Below are 21,550 nucleotides of genomic sequence, written 5' to 3' on the forward strand. Positions count from 1 at the left end.
CAGCAGGATCAGGATGCTTCAACGTCCGACCAGATCCTCTCCCATTTCTCGGGGGAAGAGGGCTGGTCAAACATATGGAGCTGGCTTGCCTCGGCGCTTCTGCTCTGGAAGTAGAGTTCGGATTCGTCGGGCGTAAGGATGGACCGCACATCGACCACTCCTCCATAACCGGTGGAACGCACGACCCTTGCATAGTTCTCTTTTTGAAGGAACAGGTTGATCCAGGCATGGGCAAGGTCGGTACGCTCCGGATCCGCTTCGGAACTGATCATCCACGTATCGACCCAACCGAGGCCGCCCTCCTTCGGCTTCAGCACGTGCTGGACCTCGAACGGGAGTTTTCCATCGCGCTTCAGCACGGTGAGGTGGCGGTAGGTTTCGGCGAATTCCGGCGCAGCCCACACGGAGTTTGCGCGCATCAGGCGGTCGAGTGAATCGTAATCCTGGTAGCGCGTCAGCAACAGCTTCTTCTGCTCGATGAGGAGCCGCTTCGTCTCATCCAGTTCGGTATCGGTGAGCTGGTAGGGGTTGAACGGTTTCCCGTCGGGCCTGGGCTGGTCCTTCGTCCCCAGCCGCGTCGCAGCGAGGATCCCCATCAGCGCGATGTTTTCTTCAAACCGTGAGTTTGTGGCGAAGTGGCCGCCGTACTTGCTGTTCAGGAGCAGATCGATCGAGCCCACGTCTTCGGGCGCGATGGCACTCGTGTTGACGGTGATGCCGTAGCCGCCCCAGCAATTGGGTGCCGCAACATTGTTCTTGCCCTCCTCATCAGCCAGCAGCTTGAAACTGCTTGGCAGGAAATCGGGGAAGACACCGCTCATGTTGGGAATCTTTGAATAGTCCACCGCCTTCGTAAGTCCCTGGCGGAAATAAAGGCGGGGCCAGAAGCCGTCGGCCATCACCATGTCGAAGTCTTTGGTGCCGCCGACCTTGAGCTTGTTGAAGGCTTCGGAATTGCCATCGAAGAAAGTGGGTGCGAACTTGGCACCTGTGGTTTTCTCGAATTCGTCGACGATTTCCTTGATGGCATAGGGCTGCCACATGAGGAGCCGCAAGGTGGGCGTGGCCGCCCGCGCACGCCCGATGAACGGCGCAAAAGGTCCGGCGGCGACAGCGCCGAGTGTTGCCGCCCCGGTCGTGAGGAGGTGACGGCGATTGAGTGAATTCAAGCGTCCTTTCAGTGCCTTGGGCATGTCTCAGCTCCTTCCCTGTGTTGAATTCTTCTTTTTCAGTTCAAAAGACATACAACAATATTGCTACCAATTGCAAGATAATGCTATAAAGTGCAAAATATCACAAATGCCCTGCCGCAACGGACAGGGCGGGAGAGCCGTCGCCGTGCTTGCAGAAGAGCGTCAGAAGCAGATTCTTTCGTTGGTCCAATCTCACCGTTCGATCTCGATCACAGACATCCAGCGAAGCCTGAATGTCTCTCGGGAAACGATCCGGCGGGATTTGCTGATGCTTGCTGAACAACGGAAGCTGCGGAAGACTCATGGCGGCGCGATTTCGCTTGAAAGCACCGAGCCGGAAATGGCCGTCCGCCAGACCACCAACGTCGGAGGCAAGCGCGCCATTGGCCTCCTCGCCGCAACCATGATCCCCGATGGCGCTTCTGTCATTCTGGCCAGCGGAACAACCGTGCAGAGCGCCGCCGATGCCCTGCAGGGCCGCCAATCGCTGACGGTCTTCACCAATTGCATCGCCAGCGCCCTCAAACTTTCAGGCCGCAACAGGAACCGCATTCACTTGTTGGGCGGCGAGATCCAATCCCAGAACCAGGCGTGTCTCGGGCGCGACGCAACACAGATGCTTTCAAACTATTTCGCGGATTTCGTGCTGGTGGGTGCGGGCGCTATCGCTCCAAACGGGTGCATCATGGACTTCAGCCGTGAAGAGGCCGAGCTTCACAACCTGATGGTCCACTCAGCCCAGACGGTCATCGTACTCGCCGACCACCAGAAGTTTGGGCGTTACGCCCCGGTGCGCGTCGAAACACTCGACAAGGCGCACTACCTCGTCACTGACAAGGAACCGAACAGGGAGATGGCTGAAGTGCTGTCGCCCCTCGCTGTCGATGTTCTGGTCGCAAATCCAAAATCACAATAGCCACCCCTTCCCCGCAATTTGGAGAACGCCATGAAAGACGATGAAACCATCCGTCGCGAGATTATCGCAACGTGCAACTTCATGAACGACAAGGGCATCAACCAGGGCACGTCCGGCAACATCAGTGTTCGCGTCGACGGCGGATTCCTGATCACGCCCTCGGGCGTGCCCTACGCCGAGATGCAGCCCGACGACATCGTCTTCATGAAGATCGACGCCACCCACTCCGGCCCACGCAAACCGTCAACCGAATGGCGCTTTCACCGCGACATCATGGAGAAGAAACCGGAAGTCGGCTGCACGATTCATCTCCATTCGATGTTCTGCACCACGATGTCGATCCTGCGGCGCGAAATTCCGGCAGTCCATTATATGATCGCCGCCGTGAATGGCCCGACAGTTCCCTGCGTGCCCTACGTCACGTGGGGGACGCAGGAACTGGCAGACTACATCGTGGACGCCCTGAAAGACCGCCTGGCCTGCCTTTTGGCCAATCACGGTATGGTCTGTATCGGACCCAATCTGAGGCGCGCGGCATGGCTGGCCGTCGAAGTCGAGGCTCTGGCCGCGCAATACTGGCGCGCATTGCAGGTCGGCGTCCCTCACGTGCTGCCGGACGCGGAAATCGCCAACGTCATGGAGCGCTTCAAGAGCTACGGTCAAGGAAGCGAAAAACGCAATCCAAGCTGTTGCTGAGAAGCAGGCCGCAGCGAACGGCATCCGGCGGGCAGCTTCGCAGCATTGATTGGACTGGCTGACACCGCAAGCGCCCCCCCGGAAGGGATGGCGCTTCAATCGGAATTCAGGAGTTGCACAAGTCTGTTGTTTGCTCCTCCGGCCGACACATCGGGCCGCTCTCGGCGGGGCCGGATGAAAGCATCAGACCTTGATCCAGTTCCGCTGCTTCGACGAGGCGATGGCCGCGTCCACGACCTTCTGGATCTCATAGGCCTCGCGAAAATCGGGACCTGCGCTCTTTCCCCTGGCAATGCCGCCGAGGAATTCGGCCATCTCGATGGTCTTGAGGTCGTTGAAGCCCAGCTGGTGGCCGCCTGCCACGCAGAAGCCGCCATAGGGTTCATGCTGCGGGCCGGCCTCGATCCGCGTGAACCCCACGTGACGCGCGTCGCCACCTGCTCTGTAATAGAGCAATTCGTTGAGGCGTTCCTGCGTGAACACGAGACTTCCCTTCTCGCCCGTGAGCTCGAAGCCCAGTTGCATCTTGCGGCCGGTCTGAATCCAGTTCGCCTCGATGGTGCCGCCACAGCCACGCCCGAACTGCACGAGAAGGCGCGCCACATCGTCGACTTCGACAGGCTTCGTCTCCTTGGCGCCCCGCGCCACCGGACGCTGCTTGATGACCGTGCGCACATCGGCGCTCACCTCGGCAATGTCGCCCAGCAGGAAGCGCGCCATGCCGATGATGTGCGAACCAAGATCCGCGATCACACCAGGCCCGCCCGACGGATCGATCCGCCACGTCCATGGGCTTTGCGGATCATGCATGTAGTCTTCCGCGTGAATGCCGCGGAAGCCCGTGATCTCGCCAAGTTCGCCAGCCTCCACCATCTGCCGCGCCAGCTTGAGCAGCGGATTCTTGATGTAGTTGAAGCCCACCTGCGTGCACACACCTTTCGCCTCGGCGGACTTCACCATTTCGAAGGACTCCGCCAACGTGGGCGACAGGGGCTTTTCGCAATGTACGTGCTTGCCCGCGGCGATGGCCGCGAGCGCCATCTCCTTGTGCATGGAATTGGGCGTGGTGATCGAGACAACCTGCACCGCCGGGTTCGCGATCAGCTGCTTCCAGTCTCCCGTCGCGGTTTCGAAACCGTATTGATGCGCAGCCTTTTTTGCGGCGTCCCCATTCACATCCGCCACGGCAACCAGCCGAGGCGTGGGGATGTCCGGAAAGGCCGACAGGGCAGTGCGATAGGCAATGGCATGGGCCTTGCCCATGAAGCCGGTTCCGATCAATCCAATGCCGATCTCTTTCATCATACTCTCTGCAGGTTGCGGTTAGACGCCGACGCGCTGCTTCGAGCGCACGTCAGCCTGGTATTTGGCGCTGTCATTCACCGCATCGCGCGACGACACCTGCGGCACGCCCACGTCCCACAGGGCATCGCCCGGCGTCCACGTGTAAGCGTCCGAGACAATGGAGATCACCGTCGTCCGGTCATTGCCTTTGGCCCAGTCCATGGCCTGCTCCAGTTCGGCAAGGCTGTTCACCTTGCGGGCATAGGCGCCCATCGATTCCGCGTGTTTCACAAAATCCACGCTGAAGGGCTCGATCGCCGTCTTGCAATCCTTCAACAGGTTGTTGAAGCCGGGGGTTCCCTTGAACTGCTGCAGCCGGCTGATCACCGCATAGCCGCCATTGTCACAGACGATGACGATGAGCTTGTGGCCGGTCAGCACCGATGAATAGATGTCGGAGTTCATCAGCAGGTAGGAACCGTCGCCCACCATGACGATGACATCGCGCGTCGGGTCCGCCATCTTGGCGCCCCAGCCGCCCGCAATCTCATAACCCATGCAGGAGAAGCCGAACTCCAGGTCGTAGGAATTCGTGGTCTTGCAGCGCCAGTTTTTCATGGTCTCGCCGGGCAAGCCGCCGGCGGCCGTGAGCATGTAGTCGCGCGGCTCGGCCTTCTTGTTCACCACGCCAACCACTTGCGCGTATGTCGGCACAGGCGCGTTGGTGGGCTTCTGGTAGCCATCCAGCGCCGTGTTCCACTCCGCCATGAGAGATTTGGCCTTCTTGGTCCACGCGGCATCGACTTTCCAGCCCTTCAGGGCTGTCGCCAGCTCTTCCACTGTTTCCTTTGCATCGCCAACCACGGCCAGCGCGCGATGCTTTGTGGCATCCCAGCGTGCCGTGTTGATGGAAATGAACTTGGAGTCCTGGTGGAACAGCGTCCAGGACCCCGTGGTGAAGTCCATGAGCCGCGTCCCGATGGCGACGATCACATCGGCATCCGCCGCAAGCGCGTTGGCCGACGTCGAGCCCACGATGCCGATGGGACCGGCATAGGCGGGATGATCATGCGGCACCGTCGATTTTCCGGCGATGGTCTCGGTGATGGGAACGCCGTGATCGACAGCGAACTGCGCCACCAGCTCCTCGGCGCCCGAATAGCGCGTGCCGCCTCCGGCAATGATAAGCGGGCGCTTTGCAGCCTTGAGCAGACGGATGGCTTCCGCCACCCGTTTCTTGTCGGGGCGGGCGCGCGGCACGTCATGCACCGTCTTCTCGAAGAACTTGGCGGGGTAATCCCACGCCACTTCCTGAATGTCCTGCGGCAGGGCAATGAAGGCCGGTCCGCAGTCAGCCGGGTCCAGCATCACAGCGACAGCCTGCGGAAGCGACGAGATGATCTGTTCGGGATGCACGATGCGGTCCCAGTACCGCGTCACGGCCTTGAAGGCATCGTTCACGTTGATGGTGGGATTGTTGAAGTGCTCGACCTGCTGCATCACCGGATCAGGGCGGCGGTTGACGAAGGTATCGCCCGAAAGGATGAGGATGGGCAGGCGGTTGGAATGGGCAACACCCGCTGCCGTCACCATGTTGAGGGCACCGGGCCCGATGGAGGAGGTCGCCACCATGATCTGCCTGCGGCGCTTGGCTTTGGCGAAGCCGATGGCAGCCAATGCCATCGATTGTTCGTTCTGCCCACGCCAGGTTGGGAACACGTCCTTCACCGCTTCCAGCGCCTCGGAGAGACAGGTGACGTTGCCGTGCCCGAAGATGCCGAACATGCCGGGGAAAAGCGGCACCTCCTTGCCCTCCACGATGGTGAACTGGTTGATCAGATAGCGCACCAGCGCCTGGGCCATGGTCAGTCGGAGTGTGGACATCAGCATCTCTCCCGCACAGTCTTGGGGTTTGTGGAAATCAATATGGCAAGGTGAAAGAGGCGGCAAGCAGGCCTGTGCTGCGGCATCATTTGCGCACCCTCCGCTTCTCCTCGGCCGCAGGAAACCGGGCTGAGGCATCCTGGGCAATTCCCGTCACGCTCGGAATACGGACATCATCGGGCTTGCGGGCATGCAGCAATGCCGCCGTGGCGGTTGCAATCGTCTGGACGAGACACATGGGCGCGGCAAGCGAGCGCGAGAACATGTACTCGTCTTCCGGAATGGTGAACAGCACTTCGGCGGATTTGGCCAGCGGTGACAACGGGCTGTCGGTAATGGCCAGAAGTGGCACTTTGGTCTTGGCGGCGTGATCGGCAATTGCCACCACTTCCTTGGCGTAGTGACGGAAGGCGATGGCCACCAGGACATCATCGCGCCCCATGGTCATGGCGATCTCCTGCGCCAGCCCTCCGGCGGAATCCATCAGAATCACCTTCCGCTGCAGCATGGTCATGAGATAGCGCATCAGGATGGCAATGGGCTCCGAGCGCAACTGACCCGCCACATAGATGCAATGGGCGCGCGCGCACAGTTCGGCGGCGCGCCGCAGGCTGCGCTCTGGCACCGCTTCCAGCAATCCTTGCAAGGCCGCACTGTCGCGCACCACCATGCTGCGCAGGAAACCGACATTGCCGTGCGAGGTGTTGCGTGAAATCTCGTCTTCCAGAACAGAAATGCGCTCCCTGAATCCGGGCGCAGCCGTGGCCAGCCGCATCTGGAACACCGCCTGCAGGTCCTTGAATCCCGCATAGCCCAGATGCTGCGCAAAGCGCACCAGTGTGGAGGGGTGAACCGCACTCTTGGCCGCAATGGCGCTGATCGATTCCAGCGCAATCACATTGGGATTCTGCGTGAAGAACCGGGCGACCTGCTGGAAGCCGCTGGAGAGCGAGTCGTAGCGGGCCGTGATCAGGTTGACCACGCCCTCATAATTGCCGGGCGCAGCCCCGCCAGTATTCGCCTTCCTGCCCATCACCAAAAATTATGTTGCAACGAAGTCGACTTTGCAACAAAAATTGCAAAATCTTGAAGAGGCGGGAAGTCGCATGGATATGGCATTGGCGCAGTTCATCAACGGTGCATGGCGCAGGGGCCGGAACGGCGAGCAAATCACCATCGTCGATCCCGCAACGGAAGAGACGCTGGATGTGCTCGCCAGCGCGTCCATTGCCGATACAGAGGAAGCGATTGCCGCCGCCGCAGCCGCCTTCCGCACATGGCGCGCAACTCCCGCCTGGACGCGGGCCGACATTCTCCACAAGTGCGCCGATGTGATGGTGGCGCGGACAGAGGAAGCCGCTCGTCGGATCACCCTCGAAGCCGGCAAGCCGCTGGCCCAGTCGCGCCGTGAATGGCAGCTCTCCATTGACCAGTTCCGCTGGTATGCCGAGGAAGCCCGCCGCATCCATGGCCGCATCACCGAGAGCCGCGCGCCCGGCGGCCGCCTGGAAGTGCATCACGAGCCGGTAGGCGTCGTTGCCGCCTTCACGGCCTGGAACTTCCCCGCCGTCCTCATCGCCCGCAAGGTCGCCCCCGCTCTGGCCGCGGGATGCAGCATCATCGTCCGCCCCTCGCGGGAAACGCCTGGCACCGCAGCCATCCTGGTGGATTGCCTCCGTCAGGCGGGCGTTCCTGCGGGGGTCATCAGTCTCGTGGTCGGGCCGACGTCAACCACCTACGATGTCCTGATGAAGTCACCGGTGGTGCGCAAGGTCTCCCTCACCGGCTCCTCCCAGGTCGGACAGCAAATGCTCCGTGACGCTGCTGGCACGTTCAAGCGCGCCACCATGGAATTGGGCGGCAATGCGCCGGTCATCGTCTTCGATGATGCCAATCTTGAGGCCACACTGGACATCTGCGTCCCAGTGAAATTCGCCAACGCCGGACAAGTCTGCGTCACCGGTGATCGCTTCTATGTGCATGCCTCGATCTACGGAAAATTCGTCGACGGATTCGCCGCGCGGGCAAAGGCGCTGAAACTCGGCCATGGACTTGATGACACAACGCAGATGGGGCCCCTGATCAACGCCCGCCGCATCGCCGCGATCGACGCTATCGTCGCTGACGCACGCAAGCGCGGGGGTCGCGTTGTGGCCGGTGGTGAGCGCCCTTCGGACAAGAACAAGGGTTTCTTTTACGCCCCCACCGTGATCGCAGACTTGCCCGATGATGCTTTGGCGCTGGCCGAGGAAAACTTCGGGCCCATCGCCGCTATCACATCCTTCAGCACCGACGAAGAGGTCTATGCCCGCGCCAACGCCACCGAACTCGGTCTGTCGGCTTACGCCTTCACCCGCGATCCCCGGCGCATGCGCGAAACGGTGGCGCAGCTTGAGGCGGGGATGGTGGGCATCAACAGCTTCGCCCTCGCGGCAGCCGAAGCACCCTTTGGCGGCATCAAGGCCTCCGGCATGGGCCGCGAAGGCGGCGGCGAGGGCATCCATGACTATCTCAACGTCAAACTCGCACAGATGTCGGTGTGACCATGAACAAACATGTCCTGGTGGCTGGCAAGGTGCATGAGGCAGGTCTGGCATTGCTGCGGGCGCGGGCCGGTATCACCGTCGATCTTGTCGAAGCGGTGACGACGGAGTCCTATCGTCCCTTTCTGTCCACGGCAGATGCCATCCTCATTCGCACCCAGCCCATGACGGTCCACGAGATCGCCCTTGCGCCCCGGCTGCAGATCGTCTCCCGCCATGGCGTCGGCTATGATGCAGTCGACGTGGCTGCACTCAACGCGCGTGGCATTGCCCTTGCCATCGTCGGTGATGTGAACTCCCGGGCCGTGGCGGAGCATACGTTGATGCTCATGCTGGCCGCGGCCCGCCGCACCGTTGCGCACCACATCGCATCCACCACGGGCCACTGGAACGAACGAAATCGTTTTGACGCGGTCGAACTGGACGGCAAGACCCTGCTCGTCCTGGGATTCGGCCGCATTGGCCGCCGGGTTGCGGAACTGGGCAAGGCCTTCGGCATGACCGTTTTTGCCTTCGATCCCTACGTCACCGCCGAGAGCATGAAATCTCTCGACGTGAGGCCCGCCGGCACCCTCGATGAGGCGCTTGCCCTGGCCGACTATGTCAGCGTTCACATGCCAGGCGGAAAGGGCCCGGTGCTTGGTGCTGCTGAACTGTCGAACATGAAGCCGGGCGCAATTGTCGTGAACGCGGCGCGGGGCGGCGTTGTCGATGAACTGGCGCTGGACAAGGCCTTGCGCAACCGGCGGCTGCGCGCCGCGGCGCTGGATGTTCTCATGCAGGAGCCGCCCTCCCCTGATCACCCGCTCCTGAGCAATCCCTTTGTCACCATCAGCCCGCACAATGCGGGGCTTACCGAGGAATGCGCGAGACGCATGTCCATCGCCGCCGCGCAGAACATCCTCGATTGCTTTGACGGCCGACTGAACCCTGCCCTCGTCGTGAACGAACAATCGCTGAGCAAGATTTCCTGAGGTCTTCAATCGACGCGAACGGGCGCTGCGCGTGGCGGCGCCCCTCGTGGCCGATCAGAAGATGCCGTTGCCGTCAGCCCTGGGCTGCTTGATCAATTCACCCACCTGGGCGGTTCGTGTCGAGGTCTGCCATTGCCGTCAGCCGCTCAATGCCTGTCTCACGCGGGCAAGACTTTCCTTCAACTGCGCAAGCAGGCCGGGTGACTGCTGGACCAGCGGGCTGAAGGGCTCCATGGAAACGAAGCCATTATAACCAGCGCGCGCAAGCACCTTGAGCTGACCAATGTTGTCGACGCGGTCCACCGCATCGACGAGTCCGCGGTCGGGCTCGGCCAATTCCCCCGGCGCCAGGTCCGGGCGCGTGATCCCGGACATATGCGCAAGGCCGATGCGGTCCGGGAAGAGCTTTGTGTCGCCACAGCGGAAGAACTGGAAGGTATCAAAGCAAAGTTCGTACACGTCCCATCCATCGATATCCGTGACTGCCTCCACGGCCATGACTTGCAGCTTCATGGTCGAGCCCCGCATGCCGAGCGGTTCGACATAACCCTTGACGCCGAGGTCCTGCAGGATGGGCCGGAGCATCTTCAATCCATGCCGCAGATTCCTTTCGCTCTGCCCTTCCGTCCACCCATGGTCCGGATTGTGCACGGGACACAGGACAGCACCCGGCGCACCGAGTTTTGCGGCGTAGGTCATCAATGTCCTGGCTTCGGCCTCACGGTCCGGGTTCCAGTCGTTGAAGCGCTGCAGGGCGTTGACCGAAGCAATACGAATGCCGGCCGCGTCCAACTGTGACCGGACGGCTTCGGCCGGTGTTCCATCCATGAACTCTTGCCGGGGAATGTCGTTGCGGATTTCAACGGCGCCGATACCTGCCGCCGAAACCAGCCCAATGAATGCCGGAAAGGACAGCTGCGGCGCGCAAGTCCGGTTCATTGAAAATTCAATCGCCATCGCGTGCTCCCCTGTCGCACACCAGGCCGTCCGCTCCCGGGACAGAACGTGCAGCTGCAATCATCGTTGCTGAAAGGTCCATTTTCAATATTGAAAGCACAGAGCGCGCCAGACCACTGAATTGGGAAGCCGCCGATGAAAGCCCGGCGTTGTATTGCCCCAATCGCCGGCATGCCAACCCCCCCTGGCCCGCCGGCGCTCTTCGGCTGACGTTCGATTTCTGCGCACTATGAAAACAGCTTCGGCTTCCCCGGCAGATTGATCTCGACCTCTCTGCCGGAGACAAGCGACTCGACGCCGCGTTCAGCCACCAGGGATGCCGCAAGGCCATCCCAGGATGCCGCACCGCACGGCTTGTCATCCCCTATCGAACGGATCCAGGCTATGTTCTGCTCCCGATAGGCGTCCGCAAACCGCGGGCGCCAATCGGCAGGATAGCCTGACTGCGACCTCAGTTTCACATTCAACTCGGTGTGGGCTGGCGGCTTCAGCCAGATCGAGCCATCGTTGCCAATGACCTCGGCCCGAACGTCATAGCCATAGCGCGCATCATTGTTCACATCGATCGTAACCAACTGCCCTGATGAGGTACGTGCAACGCAAAACACCGGCATGGCCGCAGAGCGCGCCGGGCTGGACTCAGGCTGATACACCCTGATCGACGTGAATTCCGCCCGGATCATGTGACGCGCGATATCAACGTCATGGGGAGCCGAACTCGTCAAGGCCATCGGTCCGGTGAAGTTGGAAGGCGCGGAGACGTTGCGATGAAAGTTGTGCATCATCACCACCTGGCCGATGCTGCCGCTGTCCAGAATGGATTTCATCTCGACGTAGCCGGGATCAAACCGCCGCATGAAACCCACTTGCACCAGCCGTTTCTCCAGCTTGGCTTCAGCATCCACAACGTCGAAACACTCCGCGGATTTCTGCGAAAGCGGCTTTTCACAAAGCGTATGCTTCCGGGCCTTGAGACAATCCAGTGTCAGTGGCGCATGCGTCTCGTCCGGGCTCGCAATCAGAACGGCATCCACCCGGACGTCGGAGATGACATCTCCCGGGCGGGTGGTGGCATTTTCAATGCCATAGGTGTCGGCAACGCTTCGTGCACGTTCCGCATTTGCGTCGCACACCCAGATCACCTGTGCCGAAGGGACAAGGGTGGCCAGGATCCTCACGTGATCCGCACCCATGATACCAGCGCCAATCACGCCAACGCGAACAACCATGATTTCCGTGCCTCCAACAAAATGTTTCCGCCGGCAATCACACCAGCAGCTTCCTGACGGCAGGCGGGAAGCTGCGGATCATGCTGGCATCGTAGCTCTTGAAATCCGGCAGCGGAGGAACATCCTCGCGGTGGCCCGACTTTGCGGCCGCTTCGATGGCGAGCATGACCTGCATGTCACACAGTCCCTCCGTCCCATCTGCCCGCGGCTGGCGCTTCTCCCGGATGCAATCTGCAAAATAGGCGATCATGCCGCTGAAGTTCTCGGTTTTCTCGAAGTTCGTGGTTTCCGTGGCATCGTTCCGTTGCACCACGAGGCGGCGGGCCATCTCAAAGCGGTATCCATTCCACAGCGTGATGGAACCCTTTGTCCCGAGGATCTGATACATGTCCATGGCATCCGTGCCAAAGCCCACATAGAACTGCGCAAGGCGGCCCCCCGGAAATTCTAGCGCAACGGTGAGCCCCTCCTCGACATCCCCGAAACGTGGATCACCATTGCCGAAACTGGACATCGCCGAGACGCGCAGGGGATTTGCCCCGAAGACATGCCGGGCCGCATTCAGGCAATAGACGCCCAAGTCCTGCAACGGACCGCCCCAATGCGCCGACTGCAAGCGGTGATTTCCGGCCGCAAGCTGGAACGAGAACACGCTGGAAAAATGCCGAACTTCTCCGATTGCGCCGTGCCGCACCAATTCAATCGCCTTGATGGTGGCGGGGTCAGTGTGCAGTCGGTAGGCCGTCACCAGGTAGACACCGGCCTTCCGGGCGGCGTCAACCATCGCCTCGGAGTCGGCTGCCGTTGTCGCCAGCGGCTTTTCAACCAGACAATGGAGACCGTGCCGTGCCGCCCTGACCGCATATTCACAATGGCTGGAGTTTGGCGTGGCAATGTAGACGGCATCCACCGCGCCGCTCTTTGCCATCACATCAAATTCGCTGTAGTCGTAAACGGAGGGCACTCCATGGAACGCCGCAAGTTTGGCTGCCTTGCCAGCATCACCGCTCACGATGGCCGTGACCTCGGCGTTTCCCGTTTGGCTCACCGCAGGCAGAAATGCCTCCTGCGAAATCCACCCTGCGCCAATGACGGCGAAACGTACTTTGCTCATCCGAAGATCCCCATTCGCTGCAATATCCGTCGCCCCTCACAGGCCGCCCCGTCTGCCAGCTTGAGGTAGCAGCGTCTGCAAGAATTTGCACCTGCTGTACGGCACCCCGCTGCACGCCCCACCCCGCGAGCGTGGGGTTGAGGGGGGCGGAAGCCAAAACAATAGAACGCGGCTGGCCGCTTCCCACGTGGTCCACTTCAACCCGAATAGTCACCCGCCAAGGTGTGATGCGGCGTGGGTATTCCAAGGCAAGCAATTCAAGCCCCAGCTGTTTCAAGCTTGCAAAGGGACACGCATAATCGTCTGATTGCAGGAAGATCGGGCAAAAGGATCGCGCGCCAAGGTTGCTTTTTGGCACTTCGGCACACCGGAAATTTCGAATAGTGACAATCCAGACAGGAGCAATAGATGGAGTATCGCATTCTCGGCCGTTCCGGCCTCAAGGTCTCCGTCCTCGCATTGGGCTCCGCGAACTTCGGTGCGGAGGGCGAGTGGGGCAAGGTCTGGGGAAGAGTCGGCGTGGCAGACGTTGAACGACAGGTCGACGTCAGTCTTGATCATGGCGTCAACCTGATCGATACGGCGAATGTCTACGCGGCAGGCATGTCTGAAACCCTGATCGGAGAGGTACTGTCTACGGGCCGCCGCAACCGCTTGCTGATTTCGAGCAAGGTGAGATTTCCGGCAGGCGATGGCCCGAATGATCGCGGCCTCAGCCGCCACCATATTGTTCGTGAGGCAGAGAACTCGCTCAAGCGCCTGCGCACCGATGTAATTGACATTTATCAGGTGCACGAGTGGGACGGCCAGACGCCATTGGAAGAAACCATCGAAGCGCTTGATACATTGGTACGCCACGGCAAGGTCCGTTACATTGGTTGCTCCAACTATTCTGCCTGGCACCTGATGAAGGCACTGGCCATTTCTGACGCCTCGCATCGGCAGCGCTTCGTCTGTCAGCAAATCCACTATTCACTGCTGGCCCGCGAGGCAGAATATGAATTGATCCCGCTCGGACTTGACCAAGGAGTATCCTTGCTTGTCTGGTCGCCCCTGTCCGGGGGATGGCTCTCCGGCAAATACACCCGCAATTCCAAACCAGATACGGGCCGGCACGCCGTTGGCTTCCGCGAGCCACCCATTCATGACTGGAATAGGCTGTGGGACATTGTGGATGCGCTCAACGAAGTCGCAGCCCGCAGCAATACGACGGCCTCCCAGGTGGCACTCGCGTGGCTGCTCAACCGGCCCATGGTCGCTTCCATCATCATGGGCGGGCGCACCACACAACAAATCGAGTCCAATCTGAAGGCCGCGACGTTGACACTTGCAGCGGAAGACGTGGCCCGGTTGAACAAGGTGAGCGAACCCACTTTGCTTTATCCCTATTGGCATCAGGCCTACACCGCCAGTGATCGCGCTGGCGACGCTGATCTCACGTTGCTGAAGCCGTATCTGGGGCGCGACCTCACCGTGCCGAGAACTTGAGCAACGGAGATCGTGCAATTGTCATATGTTGCCAAACGGGTGCTCGGTGCGCCGGCGGCCACAATGTTTCGTGCCGCCATCACATGAGTGGGGCGGCGAACGAGGGAGGCGAAAGAAGATGGTAGATACGTTCTTTGTACGCGCCACTGATGGCAAGTGGGTCGATACTCCTGAGGGCAACAAGCGCCGTGTTATTGCATACACCGAGCAACTGATGGTGGTTGAGTTTGCATTTGAAGCCGGCGGCGAGGGTTGGTTGCACTCACATCCCCACGTCCAGTCTAGTTATATCGCGGAAGGGAGCTTTCAGGTGACGATTGACGGTCACACGGCCTCGCTCACCGAAGGTGATGTCTACATCGTTCCTTCCGGCCTGACCCACGGCGTGAAAGCCCTCTCAAAGGGCCGGCTGATTGATAGCTTCACACCAATTCGAGCCGATTTCCTGGCTTCGCCCGGCACATCCGATCAGTAATCGGCTGCCGGCAAGAAAGCCAGATTTGAACCTGCCGCCTTCAGGTTATGAGAGCTACCCGTGGACCCGGAATAACCTCGTGATTTCGGATTGTTAGTTGATTTCAGGCCCGCAACGTCGGCGTCGTGTCGCACGGAACAGCCGTAACCAGATGGAATCAACGCGGACTGGTCTGCTTGCTCTCGGAGGCTTCGCGGAGGGTCATTTGCGGGCGTCGCCCAATCTCGTCTTCAACCCTTTTACGAAGCTCAAGCATCACGCCACGGGCAGTTCCTTTGGTCAGTTCGGCGATCCACTCGTTTGCCTTCTGCTCATGCACGATTCTGGAAATTACTTCCTCTTGAAGCTTCTCAAGGCGTTTCTCTTGGCGCTCTCGTGTTTTCGAGTCACGGTGAAGCATCCAAGCAAACCACCAGCCGCCGCTGGCAACCAAGACAGTTGTGACGCTTCCAATAAGCGCGACAAGGACATCACTGTTCAATCGCAGATCTCCGAAACAAGTTGCTTCGTCAACCTAGCAGCTTCGCCTCGACCATGGCCATGGCCTTTTGGTGATCCGGCGAGGGGAACAGGTGACCGTAGCGTTCCATGGTCATCTGGATGGAGGAATGGCCTGCGAAGGTCATCACCTCCTTGATCGAGAAGCCCTGCTCGATCCAGAGCGACACGGCGAAGTGGCGCAGGTCGTGCTACCGCATGGTCACCTCGACCTTTTCCCACAGCTTGCGGAACCGGTCCTGCGTGCGGGTGTGCTGCAGGATGCCGTCCTGCGGCACGGGGAACACCAGACCCAGTTCGCTTTTCGGGCAGCGCAGTTTCCAGCGACGCAGGGCGTTCAGCACCATCGGCCCTGCCGGGATGTCGCGGAACCCTGCCCGCGATTTCCGCTCGCCAATCTGGTTGTAGGCGTCGGCGCGCTGGCGGATGTGGAGGAAGTGGTCCAGTGTACCGACATGGCCCCAAGTCAACTCCTCGGGGGCTGTATCCGAAGTGATCGGCGCTGTGCGCCACCAGCCTCGCCAGCATGGCATCGATCTCGGTTTCGGCGGCGATGAAGGCGTCCAGCGCGGCGTCGTTGGTGCCCCGATCTCGTATTCAACATCTTTCTGGACGGCATGGATGCTGCGCAAAATGCGCGCGAGTTCGTCGCGCCGGAGAGAGGTGTCCGGAATGGCTGCCAGACACTCCCGGGTGATGTCATCGTCGATGTTCAGAACTCTGAACCGCCTGCCATTGGCCATCTGGACATGCACGAGGCCGAGGGACCACCTGGCGTTTGTTCTGGCCCCCACAAGCAGCGGGGACCTGGCGCTGATAGTTCGCTTGCGGCCTTTGCGCTTCCGGACCCCAACACCTTCCTGGCGATAGAGCCGGTTGTCCCTCCGAGCGGAGAAGAGAACAGGTGCAAACCGCTTCCGCGAAAATTTCCCGCCAGGTAACCGTGCATTGAAATCGCTTGCACCCTCAATCAGTCCAAAGATGAGATTCTTCTTGCCACTCAACTCCCATCATCATGTGGCGGGATGGCGCTGCGCTTTTCTGTCAATTCATCGCGAAATCAATGGCGAATCCCGGTTCGCTTCCCTATTTGGCCGTCGATCGGCACAATCTCCCATGCACAAAGACTGACCCATTCATGTCACTTCTCTTCAGTGCCAACCAGTTTCCGCTTTTCCAGCCCAAGAACACGGAAGATCTGAAGGACCCCTGTCCGGTCTTCGACGGAGAAATCTGGCACGTCTTCGGTTCCAGTGGAAACGTGAAGCAGGAAAAGTGGAGCATTCTCCATGCCACAGCGCCAGACCTCTATGGTCCATGGACCGAACACGAGCCGGTTTCGCTTGCGGTTGAGGGCTCGGGCGTGGCGGCTCCAGGCGTGATCTTCGAGGACGGCGTGTTCCACATGTTCGTGCAGACCGAGTTCATGAAGTCTGGCGGACGTTGCGAACATGCGATCTCCCGCGATGGATTTTCCTGGGAGGTGCAGCACCCTGCCCTCATCGCTCTTCCGGGCACGGGCGAAGACGGCATCTACGACCCTCATCCCGCCATCATCGACGGCAAGCGCTATCTCGTCTATTCCGGCATGCCGCCCTTCGCGAAGGTGCCGCAGCCCGACATCTATCTCGCTCATAGCATTTCCGACTCGTGGTTCGGACCCTGGAAGCGGGTGGGCAAAATTCTCGACCACGCCGATGTGCCCCATCACAATGCCCGCGAGCATCCAGACTACGAGTGGGGCATCGAGGGAGCACAGCTGCTCCAGCTTCCCGACGGCCGCATCCTTCTCAATGCCACCTGCTTTCTTCCGGAAGGGCAGCGCGGCAACCGTCAGCGCGTGTTTTTTGCCCTCGCAGATAGCACAGAGGGTCCCTATCGCTCTCTTGGTCCGGTGCTGGATCCTGGTGCAGCAGGCGAGAATGGCCACTCCACAGCGCTCATCACGGGCGAGGAACTCACGCTCTTCTATCAGAGCCGCCTGTGCGCCACGAACAATCTCTGGCGCTATGGCATTGCCACATTCAACCTTGCACAGCCTCTACTCTCGCAAACAGCGCCACATCCGGTGGCAAGTGCAGCCTGAACGCACCCCGCGCCGCATTGAACTGTAGCGCGGAGGGAACGCTACTGGCTGCCCGACGTTATCTCTCCATCACGCAGTCCCGCGTGTTCTTCACTTCATCCCTGCCTTGGCCCTTCGCATGGGCCAGGCATATCCGGATCAAGGTCCGAAGAACGCTGGTGAGTGCCTTTTCTTGGAGAGGATCCTTCGTACATGCTAAGCCGGTCACCCCAGACGATTTCCACCCCGCTCCCGGCCCCCGTTCCGGCAGCAAAAACATCGAATGGGCGGCTGCTCCTCTGCCTCTCACATCTCAGGTGGAACTTCGTCTTCCAGAGACCGCAGCATCTCCTGACACGTGCGGCGCGTACGCATGATGTTGTGTTCTTCGAAGAGCCGGTGTTCGAACAGACACGCCTTCCCACCCTCCGCGTCACGCATCCCCTGCCGTCTCTCCAGGTGCTGACACCGGTATTGCCGGAAGGATCGAGCCCGCAGCAGGTGACTGACATGCTGCGCCGTCTTGTCGACCGCACGCTCGGCTCGCGCTCCTATGACGAACTTGTACTCTGGTACTACACTCCCATGGCGTTGTCCTTCACCGACCACATCGAGAGCGACGTCTGCATCTATGACTGCATGGACGAACTCTCCGCCTTCAAGAATGCACCCAGCGTGATGGCGCAGATGGAGCGCCTGCTGATGCTGAAGGCCGATACCGTTTTCACAGGTGGCCTGAGCATCTATGAGGCGAAACGGCGCCTGCACAGTTCCATTCATCCGTTCCCGAGCAGCATCGACGCCGGCCACTTCGGCAAGGCGCGGCAGCCCGGCACGGACCCGGAAGACCAGCGCCATATTCCCCATCCCCGCGTCGGCTACTTCGGCGTGATCGACGAGCGCCTCGACACCGCTCTTGTCGACAGGATGGCTGAAGCAATGCCCGATGTGCAGTTCCTGATGATCGGACCCGTGGTGAAGATCGATCCCGGAAGCTTGCCGCAGAGGGACAACATCCACTGGCTTGGCTCAAAGCCCTATGCGGAACTGCCGGCCTATTTGCGGCACTGGGATGTGGGCTGGATGCCCTTCGCCATCAACGAAGCGACGCGGTTCATCAGTCCGACCAAAACTCCGGAGTTCCTTTCTGCAGGCCTTCCGGTTGTGTCCACACCCATTGTTGATGTGGTCAGAACTTACGGCAACCGCGGGCTCGTCCGCATCGCCGACCGGGACGGCATGGCGGGTGCGCTTCGTGACGCCCTTGAGGCGCCAAAAGAGCAACTGCGTGTGGCAGCCGACAGCTTTCTTGCGACCATGTCATGGGATCAGACGTGGAGTGATATGGTGAAGCATCTGAAAAAGAAGCCGACATCCGAACGGGTGGTCAGGACTCCCGCCCGCCGCTCCCGCAACAAGTATGACTGGCTGATCGTGGGCGCAGGCTTTGCGGGCAGCGTTCTTGCCGAACGCATCGCCAACGAACGGGGGGAAACCGTTCTGCTGGTAGACCGTCGAAATCACATCGGCGGCAATGCCTATGACCGGCATGACGAAGCGGGCATCCTCGTGCACCGCTACGGCCCGCACATCTTTCACACCAATGCACCGCAAATTGTAGACTATCTCTCGCACTTCACAAAATGGCGGCCCTACGAGCACCGGGTGCTTTCGCGGGTGGATGGCAAGCTGCTACCCATGCCGATCAACCTCGATACCATCAACAAGCTCTATGACCTGAACCTCACTTCGGAGGAACTGGAACAATTCTTCCTTGAGCGGCGCGAAAACGTGCCTGAGGTGAAAACCTCGGAGGATGTCGTCGTCAGCACGATCGGGCGTGAACTCTACGAAAAGTTCTTTCGCGGCTATACGCGCAAGCAGTGGGGTGTTGACCCTTCCCAACTGAACAAATCGGTCACGGCCCGCGTGCCGACGCGGACCAGCAGGGACGACCGCTATTTCACCGACACGTTCCAGGCCATGCCGCTGCTCGGCTACACCCGGATGTTCGAGCGCATGCTGGCTCATCCCAAGATCGATGTCATGTTGCAGGCCGACTTCCGCGACATCCGCGAGAAAGTGCACTACGAGCACCTGATCTACACCGGGCCGATCGACGAATACTTCGAGTTCCGGCTGGGCAAGTTGCCTTACCGTTCGCTCCGCTTCGAGCACAAGACACTTGATCAGCCATGGTTCCAGCCTGTGGCCGTGGTGAACTACCCGCAGACCGAGGATTACACGCGGATCACCGAGTACAAACACCTGACCGGGCAAACATCGAACCGGACCAGCATTTCCTATGAGTATCCCACGGATGAAGGTGATCCCTACTATCCCGTCCCTCGCCCGGAAAACGAGGCGCTGTACAAGCGCTATGAAGCACTGGCCGCGGCCACGCCCAATGTCTGGTTCGTGGGGCGTCTTGCCACCTACCGTTACTACAACATGGACCAGGTCGCCGGGCAGGCGCTTGCCACATTCCGCCGCATCCAGGACGCCATGCCGCCACGCGGCGCAAGGCAGAAGTCGATGCAGACGGAAGCTGCCGGGTAATGCTGCCCCTGCAGATCTGGGGCGGTATCGAATGCAGCGTGGTACGCGTCGGTCGCTCGACGCGCAACCAGTTACGCGAAACGGGTCATCTCCGCCGCCCGGACGACATCCGCCTTTTGGCCGGCCTTGGCCTCAGGACAGTACGTTATCCCGTGTTGTGGGAACTGATCGAGGCGCGCCGTGGCCGTCCTGACTGGCGCTGGACCGATGAGCGCCTGGCGCAGCTGCGCGAGGAAGGGGTCTCACCCATCGCAACCCTGCTGCATCACGGTGCGGGGCCGGCATGGACGGATCTCCTCGATCCGCAGTTCCCGGAGAAACTCGCGGCTTTTGCGGGTACCGTCGCGCACCGGTATCCCTGGATTTCGAGCTATACACCGGTAAATGAGCCTCTGACGACCGCCCGCTTTTGTGGTCTCTACGGTCACTGGCATCCGCATGAACGGGATGAAACGGCCTGTCTCCGCATCACCGTGAACGAATGCCGGGGCGTTGCCCTCGCCATGCGGGCGATCCGCAACGTCAATCCTCATGCCAAATTGGTGCAGACAGAGGATTTCGGCCGTATCTCGGCCACGCCCGAACTGCAGGACCAGGCGGACTACGAGAACGAGCGGCGCTGGCTCTGCATCGACCTCCTCACCGGCCGTGTCACACCGGAACATGCCTTCCACCAGCGTCTGCTGGATGCCGGGGTGCCCGCTGCCCGTCTTGCAGACCTGGTGGCGCATCCCTGCCCCCCCGACATTATCGGGATCGACTACTATCTCACCAGCGACCGCGTGCTGGATCATCGGCTTGTTCGCCACCCGAACGAGCCGGTGGGCGGGAATGGCAGGCAAAGCTATGTCGACATTGCCGCGGTGCGCTCCGATCTTCCGCAGAAGCGGCGCGGCCTGTCCCAACGTCTGCTGGAGATCTGGAATCGTTACCGGATCCCCATCGCAATCACCGAACTCCACAACGGTTGTTCGCGGGACGAACACCTGCGCTGGCTGATCGATGGCTGGAAGGATGCTCAGGCGGCGCGTGCGCTGGGCGCCGATGTTCGCGCCGTCACATCCTGGTCCCTCTTCGGGTCGCGGGACTGGAACTCGCTGATGACGCGCCGCGACGGGCACTACGAATGCGGAGCCTTCGATATACGATCCACACCTCCGCGCCCCACCATCGTTGCACGGGCCATCTCTGACCTTGCGCGTCATGGCCGCTTTGATCATCCAGTGCTGGACGGTGCGGGCTGGTGGCACGGAGATACCGCCATCCTGCAGACGGCACGGCCGCTTGTGCTGTTGGGACGTTCGCCCCTGACTGACGAAATTGCGGACTGCTGCGCCAGCCGCCGCCTGCGCACGCTCGGTGCCGGAAAACATGAAGACATCGAGGGTCTCTTTCTTCACGCGCGGGCCTGGGCTGTCGTCTCGGCCGAAACGGATCGCCAGAACAGGGATCAGACCACTGTCATCTGCACATTCCCGGATGGCACTTGCATTCGCCTGAAGCAACCATCCCGGGATTTCATTATCCACGCGATGCTTGACGAGATCATCGACCGGTCCGTCGATCACCTGTTCATTTCCAAACTGCCGGAGGAAGGGAACTGGAACAAGGCACTGAGCCGCGCACAGCAGACCGGAGAAGCATACTAGCCCGGAACTTGGGAACCTTTGGGTCG

At 60.6% G+C, this 21,550-nt stretch carries 17 protein-coding genes and 1 pseudogene; 9 read left to right on the top strand and 9 right to left on the bottom strand.

Annotation, left to right across the window (positions count from 1 at the left end; genetic code table 11):
• Window positions 1-8: 8 nt before the first annotated feature.
• Window positions 9-1,169 carry an extracellular solute-binding protein gene (locus tag IPM06_04300; GenBank protein ID MBK8769637.1) on the bottom strand — a complete coding sequence of 387 codons (1,161 nt, stop codon included), beginning with the start codon at window positions 1,167-1,169 and terminating at the stop codon, window positions 9-11.
• Here IPM06_04300 and IPM06_04305 point away from each other — a divergent pair.
• Both IPM06_04305 and IPM06_04310 read left to right on the top strand, forming a co-directional pair.
• Window positions 1,156-2,109 (top strand): DeoR/GlpR transcriptional regulator, encoded by a 954-nt coding sequence (locus tag IPM06_04305; GenBank protein ID MBK8769638.1) that lies wholly within the window; start codon window positions 1,156-1,158, stop codon window positions 2,107-2,109. The genes IPM06_04300 and IPM06_04305 overlap by 14 nt on opposite strands.
• A 30-nt stretch (window positions 2,110-2,139) precedes the next feature.
• The gene (locus IPM06_04310; protein MBK8769639.1) at window positions 2,140-2,805 is read left to right on the top strand and encodes a class II aldolase/adducin family protein; all 666 of its coding nucleotides are present in this window, start codon (window positions 2,140-2,142) and stop codon (window positions 2,803-2,805) included.
• A gap of 183 nt (window positions 2,806-2,988) precedes the next feature.
• Here IPM06_04310 and IPM06_04315 read toward each other — a convergent pair whose 3' ends face one another.
• From IPM06_04315 to IPM06_04325, 3 genes are all read right to left on the bottom strand, one after another.
• A complete protein-coding gene (locus tag IPM06_04315; protein ID MBK8769640.1) occupies window positions 2,989-4,107 on the bottom strand; it encodes a Gfo/Idh/MocA family oxidoreductase in 1,119 nt (372 codons plus the stop codon).
• A gap of 21 nt (window positions 4,108-4,128) precedes the next feature.
• Window positions 4,129-5,979, bottom strand: a complete 1,851-nt coding sequence (gene iolD / locus IPM06_04320; GenBank protein ID MBK8769641.1) for a 3D-(3,5/4)-trihydroxycyclohexane-1,2-dione acylhydrolase (decyclizing) — start codon at window positions 5,977-5,979, stop codon at window positions 4,129-4,131.
• Window positions 5,980-6,058: 79 nt separating this feature from the next.
• Window positions 6,059-7,006: a MurR/RpiR family transcriptional regulator gene (locus IPM06_04325; GenBank protein ID MBK8769642.1), complete on the bottom strand. Its 948-nt coding sequence runs from the start codon at window positions 7,004-7,006 to the stop codon at window positions 6,059-6,061.
• A 73-nt stretch (window positions 7,007-7,079) separates the two neighbouring features.
• Here IPM06_04325 and IPM06_04330 point away from each other — a divergent pair, with 73 nt between their 5' ends.
• Together IPM06_04330 and IPM06_04335 are read left to right on the top strand one after the other, a co-directional pair.
• Window positions 7,080-8,516, top strand: a complete 1,437-nt coding sequence (locus IPM06_04330) for an NAD-dependent succinate-semialdehyde dehydrogenase (GenBank protein MBK8769643.1) — start codon at window positions 7,080-7,082, stop codon at window positions 8,514-8,516.
• Between the two features lie 2 nt (window positions 8,517-8,518).
• Window positions 8,519-9,490 carry a hydroxyacid dehydrogenase gene (locus tag IPM06_04335; protein MBK8769644.1) on the top strand — a complete coding sequence of 324 codons (972 nt, stop codon included), beginning with the start codon at window positions 8,519-8,521 and terminating at the stop codon, window positions 9,488-9,490.
• Window positions 9,491-9,628: 138 nt separating this feature from the next.
• Here the strand turns inward: IPM06_04335 and IPM06_04340 are convergent, their stop codons facing one another.
• The 3 genes from IPM06_04340 to IPM06_04350 form a co-directional block, all read right to left on the bottom strand.
• Entirely contained in the window at window positions 9,629-10,507 is an 879-nt protein-coding gene (locus IPM06_04340; protein MBK8769645.1) for a TIM barrel protein, read from the bottom strand.
• A 167-nt stretch (window positions 10,508-10,674) separates the two neighbouring features.
• Complete coding sequence (locus IPM06_04345) at window positions 10,675-11,676, bottom strand: Gfo/Idh/MocA family oxidoreductase (GenBank protein ID MBK8769646.1); 1,002 nt, start codon at window positions 11,674-11,676, stop codon at window positions 10,675-10,677.
• A gap of 37 nt (window positions 11,677-11,713) precedes the next feature.
• Window positions 11,714-12,790, bottom strand: a complete 1,077-nt coding sequence (locus tag IPM06_04350; GenBank protein MBK8769647.1) for a Gfo/Idh/MocA family oxidoreductase — start codon at window positions 12,788-12,790, stop codon at window positions 11,714-11,716.
• A gap of 408 nt (window positions 12,791-13,198) precedes the next feature.
• Between IPM06_04350 and IPM06_04355 the strand changes: the two genes are divergently transcribed.
• Together IPM06_04355 and IPM06_04360 are read left to right on the top strand one after the other, a co-directional pair.
• Complete coding sequence (locus IPM06_04355) at window positions 13,199-14,278, top strand: aldo/keto reductase (GenBank protein ID MBK8769648.1); 1,080 nt, start codon at window positions 13,199-13,201, stop codon at window positions 14,276-14,278.
• A 118-nt stretch (window positions 14,279-14,396) separates the two neighbouring features.
• Window positions 14,397-14,753, top strand: coding sequence for a cupin domain-containing protein (locus IPM06_04360; GenBank protein MBK8769649.1), 357 nt, complete (start codon window positions 14,397-14,399; stop codon window positions 14,751-14,753).
• A 157-nt stretch (window positions 14,754-14,910) separates the two neighbouring features.
• On the opposite strand, the gene IPM06_04365 is transcribed toward IPM06_04360, so the two are convergent.
• Window positions 14,911-15,234 (bottom strand): hypothetical protein, encoded by a 324-nt coding sequence (locus tag IPM06_04365; protein ID MBK8769650.1) that lies wholly within the window; start codon window positions 15,232-15,234, stop codon window positions 14,911-14,913.
• Between the two features lie 28 nt (window positions 15,235-15,262).
• Window positions 15,263-15,688: pseudogene (locus IPM06_04370) on the bottom strand (tyrosine-type recombinase/integrase).
• A gap of 701 nt (window positions 15,689-16,389) precedes the next feature.
• Here IPM06_04370 and IPM06_04375 point away from each other — a divergent pair.
• From IPM06_04375 to IPM06_04385, 3 genes are all read left to right on the top strand, one after another.
• The gene (locus IPM06_04375) at window positions 16,390-17,337 is read left to right on the top strand and encodes a hypothetical protein (protein ID MBK8769651.1); all 948 of its coding nucleotides are present in this window, start codon (window positions 16,390-16,392) and stop codon (window positions 17,335-17,337) included.
• Window positions 17,338-17,529: 192 nt separating this feature from the next.
• Entirely contained in the window at window positions 17,530-19,875 is a 2,346-nt protein-coding gene (gene glf, locus IPM06_04380) for a UDP-galactopyranose mutase (GenBank protein ID MBK8769652.1), read from the top strand.
• Entirely contained in the window at window positions 19,875-21,524 is a 1,650-nt protein-coding gene (locus IPM06_04385) for a family 1 glycosylhydrolase (GenBank protein MBK8769653.1), read from the top strand. The genes glf and IPM06_04385 overlap by 1 nt, the downstream gene beginning before the upstream one ends.
• The last annotated feature ends 26 nt before the right edge of the window (window positions 21,525-21,550 follow it).

It is taken from the genome of Hyphomicrobiales bacterium (assembly GCA_016710435.1).
Taxonomy (GTDB): domain Bacteria; phylum Pseudomonadota; class Alphaproteobacteria; order Rhizobiales; family Aestuariivirgaceae; genus Aestuariivirga.

Bases quoted from the DNA above. Each gene is read 5' to 3' on its own strand.
- IPM06_04330 (MBK8769643.1), top strand. From the start codon at position 7,080: ATGGATATGGCATTGGCGCAGTTCATCAACGGTGCATGGCGCAGGGGC.
- IPM06_04335 (MBK8769644.1), top strand. From the start codon at position 8,519: ATGAACAAACATGTCCTGGTGGCTGGCAAGGTGCATGAGGCAGGTCTG.
- IPM06_04385 (MBK8769653.1), top strand. From the start codon at position 19,875: ATGCTGCCCCTGCAGATCTGGGGCGGTATCGAATGCAGCGTGGTACGC.
- glf (MBK8769652.1), top strand. From the start codon at position 17,530: ATGCTAAGCCGGTCACCCCAGACGATTTCCACCCCGCTCCCGGCCCCC.
- IPM06_04325 (MBK8769642.1), bottom strand. From the start codon at position 7,006: ATGGGCAGGAAGGCGAATACTGGCGGGGCTGCGCCCGGCAATTATGAG.
- IPM06_04310 (MBK8769639.1), top strand. From the start codon at position 2,140: ATGAAAGACGATGAAACCATCCGTCGCGAGATTATCGCAACGTGCAAC.
- iolD (MBK8769641.1), bottom strand. From the start codon at position 5,979: ATGCTGATGTCCACACTCCGACTGACCATGGCCCAGGCGCTGGTGCGC.
- IPM06_04375 (MBK8769651.1), top strand. From the start codon at position 16,390: ATGTCACTTCTCTTCAGTGCCAACCAGTTTCCGCTTTTCCAGCCCAAG.
- IPM06_04315 (MBK8769640.1), bottom strand. From the start codon at position 4,107: ATGAAAGAGATCGGCATTGGATTGATCGGAACCGGCTTCATGGGCAAG.
- IPM06_04350 (MBK8769647.1), bottom strand. From the start codon at position 12,790: ATGAGCAAAGTACGTTTCGCCGTCATTGGCGCAGGGTGGATTTCGCAG.
- IPM06_04355 (MBK8769648.1), top strand. From the start codon at position 13,199: ATGGAGTATCGCATTCTCGGCCGTTCCGGCCTCAAGGTCTCCGTCCTC.
- IPM06_04360 (MBK8769649.1), top strand. From the start codon at position 14,397: ATGGTAGATACGTTCTTTGTACGCGCCACTGATGGCAAGTGGGTCGAT.
- IPM06_04345 (MBK8769646.1), bottom strand. From the start codon at position 11,676: ATGGTTGTTCGCGTTGGCGTGATTGGCGCTGGTATCATGGGTGCGGAT.